Origin of the sequence: Streptomyces liliifuscus, assembly GCF_016598615.1 — a bacterium.
Taxonomy (GTDB): Bacteria; Actinomycetota; Actinomycetes; order Streptomycetales; family Streptomycetaceae; genus Streptomyces; species Streptomyces liliifuscus.
Genome location: NZ_CP066831.1, coordinates 1,775,854 through 1,787,978 on the forward strand (window position 1 = coordinate 1,775,854; position 12,125 = coordinate 1,787,978).

Annotated in this window: 8 protein-coding genes; 2 read left to right on the plus strand and 6 right to left on the minus strand. The window is 71.1% G+C overall.

Annotated elements, in window-relative coordinates; all coding sequences use genetic code 11:
• Positions 1–88: 88 nt before the first annotated feature.
• The 5 genes from JEQ17_RS07710 to JEQ17_RS07730 form a co-directional block, all read right to left on the minus strand.
• Complete coding sequence (locus tag JEQ17_RS07710) at positions 89–1,432, minus strand: wax ester/triacylglycerol synthase family O-acyltransferase (RefSeq protein WP_200394510.1); 1,344 nt, start codon at positions 1,430–1,432, stop codon at positions 89–91.
• A 165-nt stretch (positions 1,433–1,597) separates the two neighbouring features.
• On the minus strand, positions 1,598–3,946 hold the full coding sequence (locus JEQ17_RS07715) for a GH92 family glycosyl hydrolase (protein ID WP_200394511.1): 2,349 nt from the start codon (positions 3,944–3,946) through the stop codon (positions 1,598–1,600).
• 130 nt (positions 3,947–4,076) lie between these two features.
• Positions 4,077–5,297 (minus strand): glucose-1-phosphate adenylyltransferase, encoded by a 1,221-nt coding sequence (gene glgC / locus JEQ17_RS07720; protein WP_200394512.1) that lies wholly within the window; start codon positions 5,295–5,297, stop codon positions 4,077–4,079.
• 93 nt (positions 5,298–5,390) lie between these two features.
• Positions 5,391–6,551: a glycogen synthase gene (glgA, locus tag JEQ17_RS07725; RefSeq protein WP_200394513.1), complete on the minus strand. Its 1,161-nt coding sequence runs from the start codon at positions 6,549–6,551 to the stop codon at positions 5,391–5,393.
• A gap of 151 nt (positions 6,552–6,702) precedes the next feature.
• On the minus strand, positions 6,703–7,413 hold the full coding sequence (locus JEQ17_RS07730) for a (2Fe-2S)-binding protein (RefSeq protein ID WP_200394514.1): 711 nt from the start codon (positions 7,411–7,413) through the stop codon (positions 6,703–6,705).
• Positions 7,414–7,656: 243 nt separating this feature from the next.
• Between JEQ17_RS07730 and JEQ17_RS07735 the strand changes: the two genes are divergently transcribed.
• Positions 7,657–8,934 carry a DMT family transporter gene (locus JEQ17_RS07735; RefSeq protein WP_200394515.1) on the plus strand — a complete coding sequence of 426 codons (1,278 nt, stop codon included), beginning with the start codon at positions 7,657–7,659 and terminating at the stop codon, positions 8,932–8,934.
• Here the strand turns inward: JEQ17_RS07735 and JEQ17_RS07740 are convergent.
• Positions 8,924–10,087: a transglycosylase family protein gene (locus JEQ17_RS07740; RefSeq protein ID WP_200394516.1), complete on the minus strand. Its 1,164-nt coding sequence runs from the start codon at positions 10,085–10,087 to the stop codon at positions 8,924–8,926. The two genes, JEQ17_RS07735 and JEQ17_RS07740, sit on opposite strands and share 11 nt — an antisense overlap.
• Before the next feature lie 316 nt (positions 10,088–10,403).
• Between JEQ17_RS07740 and gndA the strand changes: the two genes are divergently transcribed.
• Entirely contained in the window at positions 10,404–11,843 is a 1,440-nt protein-coding gene (gene gndA / locus JEQ17_RS07745; protein WP_200394517.1) for an NADP-dependent phosphogluconate dehydrogenase, read from the plus strand.
• The last annotated feature ends 282 nt before the right edge of the window (positions 11,844–12,125 follow it).

Sequence of the window (12,125 nt, forward strand, 5' to 3'; positions counted from 1 at the left end):
AGCGCAGGGCAAAGGCACCAAACCCGCGATGATCACCGGTCCCTTCCGGGCCCGTGGCGGGCGGTCCACGGGACCCGGAAGCGGCGCCTCAGAGCGCGCAGGCGGTGAGCAGTTCCTCCACCTCGGCGGTCAGCGCCTTGGCGAACCGGTCGAGGTCCGGCACGGCCTCCGCGTCGGCGACGAGACCGTAGTGGACCTTCCCGCGGAAGGTGGAGACGGCGACCGCGAGGGCCTGGCCGCGGGCCAGCGGGGCGAGGGGATAGACCTCGGTGAGCGGGCAGCCGCCGAGCTTCATGCCGAGGCTGGGCAGCGGCACGCTGGTGACCAGGATGTCGAAGAGCAGCCGGGCGGCCTGGCCGACGACGGGTCCGCCGAGCCGGTGGCCGAGCGCCGGCACATGGTCGGCGAGCAGTGCGACGGCGCCCGCGCCGCGGTTGGGGCCGGCGTCCTTGTTGCGGTTCATGGCCGTTCGGACCGTGTCGAGCCGTCCGAGCGGGTCCGGGTCGTCGACGGGAAGCCGTATCAAGTAGCCGGAGAGCCGGTTGCCCTGCGGGTGGGCGGTGCGCGGGCGGCGCCGTGAGACGGGGATCAGGGCCCGGGGCGCCACACCCTCGCTGCCGTCGCCGCGCTCGTCCAGCCAGCGGCGCAGGGCGCCCGCGACGACGGCGATCAGGACGTCGTTGACGGTGCCGCCGGCGCTCTTGCGGATCTTGTGGATCTCGTCGAGGTCCACGTTCACGCCCGCGACGCGGCGGGTGCCGGTCGGCTCGGAGACCAGGGCGGCGCAGGAGCGTACGCCCCAGGTGGCGCGGGCGACGGAGGCGCCGATGTCGAGGGCCCGGCCCACATCGGAGAGCGTGCCGCGGACGAGGGCGGGCAGCTTGCGCACGTCGGGGAGCAGGCCGCGCGAGGGCTCCTTGGGGCGGGGGCGGGGCGTCGGCATGTCCATGGGGTCCATGAGCGCCGCGGCGAGCGTCAGTGCCCGCAGTCCGTCGGCCAGGGCGTGGTGGAACTTGAAGAGCACGGCGAACGAGGTGCCCTCCACGCCGGGCACGACGTGGGCCTCCCACGGAGGCTTGCCGCGCTCCAGGGGGCGCTGCATGATCGCGCCCGCGGCCGCGTGGAAGTCCGCGACGGGTGCGTGCAGCCGGATGTGGTCGAAGGGCTCGAAGTCGGTCACGGGTTCGCGGGTTGCTCCGCCGAACGCGAAGGCCAGTGGCTGCCGCAGGTCGAGCGGCTGCCAGATGTCGCGGATCCGCATCCGCAGCCCGGGGACGCCGGCCGCGCGGGCCGCGAGGAGGTCGGCCGCGTGCGCGGCCGCGGCGGGCGAGTTGGCCGCGAAGATCCCGAGGGCCCCGAGGTGCATCGGGTGCTCCGCGGACTCGATGTTCCAGAACGCCAGGTCGAGTGGTGCGAGAAGGTCAGAGGTCAAGGGGTCGGCTCTCGCGTCGACGACGGGTGAGCCAGCAGTCAATCCTGGCCGGGCGATTACGGTCAAGTACGATCAAGCTACGCTCAGTTAACAGCAGATTAAGTCCCGCCACCGATGGCGGTGGCGGGACCCGTGTGGCCTATGGGGTCGGGCAAGTGGGCGATGTCACTTCAGGACGGGCGGCGCGGCGTCCGGGTCAGTGCCCCAGTCGGACGGCTTCGCGCCCACGGTGAAGGCGAGCTCGCGGATGCCCCGCAGCTCGTCGGTCGTCAGATACGTACGGTCGTGCGCGACCCCGTCACCCTGTACCGCCCGGATGTACCGGCGTCCGTCGGAGACGTCCGGCCCCGCCGTCACGGCCAGCGCGCCGAGGGGGTGGTAGCGGCGGTCCAGGGCCAGGTCGACCCGTTCGAACACCGGTGTGGACAGGCCCCAGGTGTCGAATCCGGGCTGCACCGGGAAGATCCCGATGGACGACAGGACGTGCCAGGCGGACATGGTCCCCAGGTCGTCGTTGCCGGTCATGCCGGTCGGCGCGTCCGTGAAGAGGGTCAGCGCGGCACGCACCACGTCGGTGGTCTGCCAGGGCCGGCCGGTCGACAGATAGGTGTACGGGGCGATCAGGTCGGGCTCGTTCTGGGGGTTGTACTTGTCGGCGTTGTAGTAGGCGTACGGTCCGTTGACCCACACCTCGCGGGCCGTCCTCGCGGGGTCCTTCATCAGCCGGTCGTACGCGAAGAACGCGTCGAGCCGGTCGTTCGCGGCCTGTCTGCCGCCGATCAGGTCGATCATCCCGGGCAGGTCCTGCGGAACGAGCCACTGGTACTGCCAGGACGTGCCCTCGTGAAATCCCTCGGTCCTGGCCGGATCGGCCGCGCCCGTGAAGGCGCCCGAGGCGTCCCGGGCCCGGAAGAAGCCGGTCGAGGGGTCGAAGATCCGGCGGTAGTTCTGGGCGCGGGCGGCGTACCGCGCGGCATCCGCCTCGTGCCCGAGATCCCGGGCCATCTGGGCGAGCATCGCGTCGGACAGGGCGTACTCCAGCGTCGCGGACGCCCCGTGGTCGTAGTCCGAGTCACCGGGCTTGGCGTGCGGGCGGCCCTTGAGGCGGGGCACGAATCCGTCGGCGATGTACTCCTTGTTGCCCTCCCGTCCCAGCGCGGGCGAGTCGGCGGGCGGCACTCCGTCGGCGTTCTTCTTCAGCGCCCGGTAGGTCCGCTCCTCGTGCCCGTCCAGCAGGCCCTGCTGGTAGGCGTTGGTGAGGAACGGGGTGACCGGGTCGCCGGTCATGATGTTGGTCTCGATCGTCCCGTAGCCCCACTTGGGCAGCCAGCCGCCCTCCTCGTCGATCTGCAGGACGGAGAGCGCCATGTCACGCGACTCGCGCGGCGCGAGCAGGGCCAGGAGCTGTGCCTGGGTGCGGTAGGTGTCCCACAGCGACCAGTTCTGGTAGTAGGTGAAGCCCTTCTCGCGGTGGACCTTCCTGTCCCAGCCGGTGTAGCGGCCGTCCGCGTCGCTGCCGATGTTCGGGGCGAGGAAGGACCGGTAGAGAGAGGAGTAGAAGGTGCGCCGGAGCGTTTCCTCGCCGCCTCGCACCCGTACGTCGTCGAGCCGGTCCTCCCAGGCCCGCCGCGCCGAGTCCCGGACGCTGTCGAAGGAGCGGCCTCCTTCGGAGCGGAGGTTCACGGCCGCGCCGCGCGCGTCCACGTACGACAGGGCGGTGGTCGCCTCGACCGTGCGGTCCTTCGTGGTGTCGAAGCGGAGGTACGCGCCGTTGCGGCCCGTGCCGGCCGAGCGTGTCGAGCCCTCGGTGACCGTGTCGCCCTGCCAGGTGCCGGACGTGGTGAACGGCCGGTCGAAGCGGGTGAGGGTGTGGACGGTGTACGGCCCGGTGGCGCGGCAGAAGCCGCTGCCGGTGATCGTGCTGCGTACGGTGCGGTCGTCGAGGATCTCGATCGACGTGGAGACCGTCCTGTGCAGCGACTGGCCGGCGTTCAGCAGGACGTTCGCCTTGTCCGTGGCCGGAAAGGTGTAGCGCTGCACACCGGTGCGCGCGGTGGCGGTCAGTTCGGCGTCGATGCCGCTCTTCAGGCCGACCTTGTAGTGGCCGGGGCTCGCCTTCTCCGCGTCGTGCCCGAATTCGGCGGCGTACTTCGCGTAGTCGGTCTGTGTGACGTCACCCGTCGTCGGCAGGACCGGCAGATCCCCGCCGAGGCGACAGCCGACACCGGACAGGTGGACGAGGGAGAAGCCGCGGATGTGGCGCTGCGAGTAGTCGTAGCCGGTGTTGTGCCCGGTGTCCGGGGACAGCTGCACCATGCCGAAGGGCACGGCGGCGCCCGGAAAGGTGTTGCCCTCGTTCTGGGTGCCGATGAACGGGTTGACCAGCTCGGTGAGGCGGCCCTCCCCCGGCTCGGCGGCCCGGACGTCGGGAGCGGTGAGCCCACCGCCCAGCCCGAGCAGGGCGGCGGCGATCACCGCCGCCGTACGCGGGCGCGGGCGTCCGGTCCATCTCATACGCAGGTCCTCCGTGTCGGGCTCGATCACCGTGCGGTCGTACTTATAAGACCGCTCGGCCCGCCCGTCACCCCGGACCTGCCGGGGTGGGCCGCGCCATTGCCACCCCGGCAGCCCAACGTGCCCGCCGCTACGACACGTGCTGACCCTTCCCCAGCCCGATCACGCCGCCCTTGGAGACCGTGTAGAGCTCCTGGTCCCGCTCCGGGTTGACGCCGATCGTCGCCCCCGGGGGCACCTGTACGTTCTTGTCGAGAACCGCGCCACGCACGACCGCGCCCCGCCCCACGTGCACGTTGTCGTGCAGCACCGAGCCCTGGACGACCGCGCCCGGATCGATGACGACACCCGGCGAGAGGACCGACCGGGTGACCTGGCCGCGGATCAGGCACCCCGCGCTGATGATCGACTCGCTCGCCATGCCGCCGGCGTTGAAGCGGGCCGGCGACAGCTGGCCGGAGTGGGTGTAGATGGGCCAGCTGCGGTTGTAGAGGTTGAAGGCGGGCCGCTCGGCGATGAGGTCCATATGGGCGTCGTAGTAGGCGTCGAGGGTTCCGACGTCCCGCCAGTAGCCCTGGTCGCGGACCGTCTCGCCTGGCACGTGGTTCTGGCTGAAGTCGTACAGCTGGGCCTCGCCGCGGTCGGTGAGCGTCGGCAGGATCGAACCGCCCATGTCGTGCACGGAGTTCTCGTCCTCGGCGTCCCGGTGCAGCGCCTCCACCAGGGTCTTGGTGGTGAAGATGTAGTTGCCCATGGACGCGAAGACGCACTCCGGGTCGTCCGGGAGGCCCGGCGGGTCGGCGGGCTTCTCCAGGAAGCCCCGGACGCTCTGGCCGTCCGTCCCGGGGGAGATGACGCCGAAGGCGGACGATTCGGCCCGGGGCACCCGGATGCCCGCGACGGTCACTCCCGCGCCGCTCTCGATGTGCTGGGTCAGCATCTGCCGCGGGTCCATGCGGTAGACGTGGTCGGCGCCGAACACCGCTATGTAGTCGGGCTGTTCGTCGTGCACGAGGTTCAGGGACTGCAGGAGCGCGTCGGCGCTGCCCAGGTACCAGCGCGGGCCGAGCCGCTGCTGGGCCGGGACCGGCGTCACATAGTTGCCGAGCAGGCTGGACATCCGCCAGGTCGTGGTGATGTGCCGGTCGAGCGAGTGCGACTTGTACTGCGTCAGGACACAGATGCGCAGGATGTCGGCGTTGACGAGGTTGGAGAGCACGAAGTCCACGAGGCGGTACGTTCCGCCGAAAGTCACCGCGGGTTTCGCCCGGTCGGCGGTCAGGGGCATCAGCCTCTTGCCCTCGCCGCCCGCCAGTACGATTCCCAGTACCGAAGGTCCACCGCGTCGCATGCCGCCGCCCCTCTACCGCCCGGTTCGGGCCACGTTCTTGAACTACACCTGCCAGAGGACTACCCCCGTGGACGGGCGATCCGCGCCCGCGGGCTACCCCTGTTTGAGGATTTCCTCGTACAGCTGGACGGTCCGCCTGGCCACCGTGTCCCAGCCGAACTCCCGCACCGCCCGCTCCCGCCCCGCCTCGCCCATGCGCCGGGCGGCCTGCGGATCGGCGAGCAGCGAGTCGAGGGCACGCGCCAGCCGCGCCACGTTCTCCTCGGCGGACTCCTCGACGGACACCAGCAGCCCGGTCTCGCCGTCCGCGACGACCTCGGGAATCCCGCCCACCCGCGAGGCCACCACGGCCGTGCCGCAGGCCATCGCCTCCAGGTTGACGATGCCCAGGGGCTCGTACACCGAGGGGCAGACGAACACGGCTGCGTGCGTGAGGAGTTGGATCACGTCCGGACGCGGCAGCATCTGCGGGATCCAGTGCACGCCCTCGCGGACACCGCTGAGCTCCTGGAAGAGGTCGCGGAACTCCTGGTCGATCTCCGGTGTGTCGGGGGCTCCCGCGCACAGGACGACCTGGGCGGCCGGGTCGATGTCCCGTACCGCGCGCAGCAGATGAGGCACGCCCTTCTGGCGGGTGATGCGTCCGACGAACAGGATGTACGGGCGGCCGGGGTCGAGGCCGATGCGGTCGATCACGTCGGTGCCGTGGTCCGGCCGGTAGAGGGAGGTGTCGATGCCGTTGTGCACGACGCGCACCTTCGCCGGGTCCAGGGACGGGTAGCAGCCGAGGATGTCCTCGCGCATGGCCGTGGAGACGGCGATCACGGCGTCGGCGGACTCGATGGCGGTGCGCTCGGCCCAGCTGGAGAGGGCGTAGCCGCCGCCCAGCTGCTCGGCCTTCCAGGGGCGCAGCGGCTCGAGGGAGTGGGCGGTCATGACATGCGGGATGCCGTACAGCAGCTTCGCCATGTGGCCCGCGAGGTTGGCGTACCAGGTGTGCGAGTGGACGAGCTCGCGGCCTTCGAGGGCGGCGGCGATGGAGAGGTCGACGGAGAAGGTGCGCAGCGCGTCGTTCGCGCCGTCGAGCGTGGGCCAGGGCCGGTGGCGTACGACTCCGCCCGCGGCGCCCTCGCCCCAGCAGTGCACGTCCAGTTCGGTGAGGGGCCTCAACTCCCGGGCGAGGAACTCGACATGTACCCCCGCACCGCCGTACACATCCGGCGGGTACTCCCGGGAAAGCAGTCCCACACGCACCCGGAACCCCCTGTCTCAGCGGCTGGTTCCCACATGGTCACCCAGAAGTGGCCCTTGGGGAAGAGCGCGAGGGAAGGCATGCCCCGCGGCTCGCCGCCACGATGCCCGGAGGCGCGGCACCACCGCGCTCGGAGTCGCGGCACCGCCCTGCTCAGAGGCGGCCGGGAGGCAGTACGAAGCAGCAGTCGCCGCACACTCCGCCGCCGGGTACCCGGTAGTAGAGGCAGCAGCTGCGCCGCCGGAACGCCGTGCCGTCCAGGGTGCCGGTGTCCCGCAGGTCGGGGTGGTCGAAGAGTTCGGCGGCGAGTGAGCGGGCCCTCTCGCCCACCTCCGGGCGGCCGTTGGCGCGGGCCCAGCGGTCGAGCTCGCGTGCGGCGCCCGCGAGCGCGGAGGCCGCGTTGCCCCGCAGAAGTCCCGCGGAGACGGGTTGCCGGGCCCGCAGCGCCGCGGCGAGGGGTTCGAGATGGCCGTCCTGTACGACCCGCCGGACGGTGGCCGCGTCGCCGGGCAGGGCGCGTGTCTCGGCCAGCCACAGGTCGTCGGGCGCGCTGCCGTCCGCGTCCCAGTGCAGCAGCCGGGGGTCGAGGTCCGGAATCTGCCCGTAGAGGGCGGCCGCGCCCAGGGCCACCGACCACAGTCGGGCGGCCAGTCCCTGCTGCGCCACCGAGACCCCGATACGCGTCTCGGGCGCGTCCAGCAGCCGTACGACCTTACGGACACGGAAAGTGAGCGGATCCGACTCCTGGGTGACGCTCCGTGTCTTGTACGCCTCCGCGAGGGTCGGCAGCGACGGCCGTCCCGTGCGCAGGGCGAAGAAACCTTCGAGAGATGCCAGTCGATTCAGATCCGGATCGAGGTTCACGAAGACCAAGTACACCAAGGGGGCATAACGGAGCCACTAGGGGGGTTGTACCCGGTGTCACCCGACCTGGGGAGGACTAGGCCCAAGACGTACTCCATCGGCAGTAGGACCCAATGACTGCTCAGGTACGACGACACGGGCGCTTTCAAAAGGGATCGTATTAACCATGGAAGCCGACCGATCGTCGCACCGGACTCCCCGCCTTCGGGAGAACGTCCGTCACACGCAGAGGAGGAGCGACACATGAACGCACTCGTGCTGTCTGTGCTGCTCTCTCTCGTCTCCGCCGTCGCGTACGCCGGCGGGGCGATCGTGCAGGAACGGGTCGCGGCGAACACGCCCGGCACGACGTACGCACCCATGCACCAGCTCGCCTGGTGGATCGCGGTCGGCCTCAACGCCCTCGGCGGGCTGCTGCACGTCGTGGCGCTCGCCTACGGACCGCTCAGCCTGGTCCAGCCGCTGGGCGCGCTGACCATCGTCTTCGCGCTTCCCATGGCCGCCGTCTTCGTGCGCCGCAGGGCCGGGGCGACGGCCTGGCGCGGCGCGATCATGGCGACGGTCGGCCTGGCCGGTCTGCTCGCCCTGGTCGGCACGGCCGATTCGCAGTCCCTGAACAGCACCCAGCGTGTGGTGGTGGCCCTGGTCACCGGCGGTGCCGTGGTGGCCCTGATGATGGCCGCCCGCGCCGTGCACCGGCACCCGGCCGTGCGCAGCGTGCTCCTCGCGACGGCCGCGGGTGTCGCCTTCGGTATGTCGTCGGTGTTCACGAAGACGGTCGCGGTCGACTGGACGGGCGGCGTCTCGCTCGCCGATGCGCCGAGCCTCGCCGTGATCGGTGTCCTGGCGACCGCCGGAATGCTCCTGTCGCAGGCCTCCTACCGCGGCGCCGGCCTCGCCGCGCCGCTGGCCACGCTGACGGTCATCAACCCGATAGTGGCGGCCGCGGTCGGTCTCACGATGTTCGGCGAGACGTTCCGCTACGGCGAGACGGGCACCGCCCTCGCGCTGGGCTGCGGGGTCGTCGCCGCGGGCGGCCTGATCCTGCTCACCACGGAGCGCATCAGCGGTTCGGAGCGTACGACGCCGGTGTCCGTGCCCGCACCGGCACCTGTGCCGGCAGTGGCCGCGGCGATGACGGACGCGGCCCCCAGGACCGAGCCGAGCCCGGCCGCCGAGCCGAGCCGTGTCGAGGAACCCGCCGTCGTCGCGCCCGACCGCGCCCTGCCGGAGCAGCTTGTCCCGGCGGAGCGGCTGGTGGTCTCGGCGGGGGTACGGGACGAGGCGCGCCCCCGGGAGGAGACACTCGCGCACGCCGGGATGTTCGCCTCGGCCTCGGCGCGGCAGGACGCGCTCCTGCCGCCGCCCGGGTCCAACGGGCCCCCGCCGCCCGGCGACACGCCGGACGACATCGAGGGCATCGACGAACAACCGTCCTGGCCCAACGGCGGCTACTACGGCCTTCCGTTCCTGCCGTTGCTCCCCGCCCCGGTGGTGATCCGCTCCAGCGTCAAATCGTGACGCCACCGGCGCGCAGATAGGCGACAGGATCGACGTCGCTGCCGAAACCGGGCCCCGTCCGCACCTCGAAGTGCAGATGCGGGCCCGAGCTGTTGCCCGTGGAACCGGAGCGGCCGATGCGCTGACCGGTCACCACGCTCTGCCCGGCCTTCACGGAGATCGCCGACAGATGGGCGTACTGGGTGTAGCGGCCGTCGCCGTGCCGGATCACCACCTGGTAGCCGAAGGAACCGCCCCAGCCCGCGGTCACCACGCTGCCCGCGCCGACCGACTTCACGGACGTGCCGGTGGGCACCGGGAAGTCGACGCCCGTGTGGTAGCCCTTCGACCAGGAGGAACCCGCCGCGTGGTACGGCGTTCCCGTACCGGCGCTCACCGGGGCGGTGAGACCGCGCGTGGTCGAGTGGGTCTTCTTCTCCGACTTCCCCTCGACCTTCGCCTTGGCCTTTTCCTTCGTCTTCTTCTGCGTCTTCTCCGAGGTGTCGGAGGTGGAGGCGGCGGGCGACGCGTTCGGCTTCAGGTTCAGCCGCTGACCGGGAACGATCATGTCCGGGTCGGCGCCGACCGTCCTGCGGTTGGCGTCGTACAACTTCCGCCAGCCGCCCGGGACCTCGCGTGCGCCCGCGATGCCCGAGAGCGTGTCGCCGCGGACGACGGTGTACATCTCGGCGGTGCCGGCCTGCGACTGGGGCGTGGTCTGCGGCTGTACGTCGCGGACGGTGCGCTTGGGCTTCTGGGCGGCCGTCCCCGAGGGGTTGATGTCGGGGGTGTCGCCGCCGCGGGTGAGGCCCGCCCGCACCGAGCAGGTCGGCCAGGCGCCCGGGCCCTGGCCCTTGAGCACCTTCTCGGCGACGGCTATCTGCTGGTCCTTGGAGGCGAGGTCGGCGCGTGCCGCGTAGGCCCTGCCGCCGTACGCCTCCCAGGTGGACTGGCTGAACTGCAGCCCGCCGTAGTAGCCGTTGCCGGTGTTGATCTTCCAGTTGTTGGTGGACTCGCAGGCGGCCACCTTGTTCCAGGTGTCCACGTCTGCCGCGTTCGCGACGCCGGTACCGATGAGCGGTATCGCCATCCCGGCACCGCCCACCGTGACGGTGAGTGAGGCGCGGTTGATCCTGTTCGGCTGATACCGGCGGTGCCGGCCGCGTACGGCCATGAAGGTGCCCCCTCGACAAGCGTCAGGAGCGGCAAAAGTAAACGCTGCTAACAGGCCATGACAAGAGGGCAATCGGCCTCCCTATCCCGCCAAGTGACCAGGAATCGACCTTCGTTCACGGCTGTCGACGCGTATGCCCGGGGCAGATGTGACAGCGAAGTTCGGCGAGGCACTGAGGCAGGGGCGGCTCCGCTGCGTACACACGGTCGGAAAGTCAGGATGTGCGGTCGGCGAACCTGCAAGTCAGGATGGTCGGTGGGGCAAACTGGCAGGCATGACCGGCACTACCGATTCAGCACCTCTAGGAGCCAACCGTATGAGCACTTCAGCCCAGATCGGCGTCACGGGACTCGCGGTCATGGGGCGCAATCTCGCCCGTAACTTCGCGCGCAACGGATACGCGGTCGCCCTGCACAACCGGACGGCGGCGCGTACGCACGCGCTGGTGGAGGAGTTCGGCAGCGAGGGCACCTTTGTCGCGACGGAGACCGCCAAGGAGTTCGTCGCCGCGCTGGAACGCCCGCGCCGACTTGTGATCATGGTGAAGGCCGGCGAGCCGACCGACGCGGTGATCCAGGAGTTCGCCCCGCTCCTGGAGCCCGGCGACATGATCATCGACGGTGGCAACGCCCACTTCGCGGACACCCGGCGCCGGGAGCGCGAACTGCGCGAGCAGGGCATCCACTTCGTGGGCGCGGGCATCTCCGGCGGCGAGGAGGGCGCGCTGCACGGGCCGAGCATCATGCCCGGCGGTCCGGTGGAGTCGTACGAGTCGCTCGGTCCGATGCTGGAGAAGATCTCCGCGAAGGCGGCCGACGGCGCCCCGTGTGTCACGCACGTCGGTCCCGACGGCGCCGGACACTTCGTGAAGATGGTGCACAACGGCATCGAGTACGCCGACATGCAGCTGATCGGCGAGGCGTACCAGCTGCTGCGTGACGTGGCGGGCTACTCCCCCGCGCAGATCGCGGACATCTTCCGCACCTGGAACACCGGGCGGCTGGACTCCTACCTGATCGAGATCACCGCCGAGGTCCTGTCGCACGTGGACGCGGCGACGGGCAAGGCCTTCGTGGACGTCGTGCAGGACCAGGCGGAGCAGAAGGGCACGGGGCGGTGGACCGTGCAGATCGCCCTCGACCTGGGCGTTCCCGTGTCGGGCATCGCCGAGGCCGTCTTCGCGCGGTCCCTGTCGGGCCACACCGAGCTCCGTGAAGCCTCGCGGGGGCTGGCCGGGCCCAAGGCCACGGCGCTGAGCGAGACCGAGGCCGCGGCCTTCGCCGACCAGGTGGAGCAGGCGCTCTACGCCTCGAAGATCGTGTCCTACACACAGGGCTTCCACGAGATCGCGGCCGGCAGCGCCGAGTACGACTGGAACGTCGACCTGGGCGCGGTCTCCGCGATCTGGCGTGGCGGGTGCATCATCCGGGCGGCCTTCCTCGACCGGATCCGTGCCGCGTACGACGCGCGCGCCGATCTGCCGAGCCTGCTGGCGGACGAGACGTTCGCGCAGGAGATCGCGGCGGCGCAGGACGACTGGCGGGCCGTGCTCGTCTCCGCCGTGCAGCAGGGGGTACCGACGCCCGGGTTCGCGGCGGCGCTGGCGTACTACGACGCGTTGCGTGCGGAGCGGTTGCCTGCGGCGCTCACTCAGGGGCAGCGGGACTTCTTCGGGGCGCACACGTATCGGCGGACCGATCGGGAGGGGTCGTTCCACACGTTGTGGGGTGGGGACCGGTCCGAGGTTGCGGGCTAGGCGCTCCGCGCGGGGGTCGGTTCTCGGAGTGCGGGTCCGTGGGGGCTTGTCGCGCAGTTCCCCGCGCCCCTGAAAGAGCCGGTGGCCGGTGCGGATTCTCCGCACCGGCCACCGGCTCTTTTGTGGCGTGTCAGCCCAGTGGGCCCGGCTGGGGCTCCGGGGGTGGGGCCGGGGACGGATCGGGGGGCTGCGGGAGGGGAGACGGGGACGGCTCCGGGACCGGGTGGGGTTTGGGGGACGGGACCGGGTCCGGTTCCGGGAAGGGTTGGGGGTGGTCGGGTC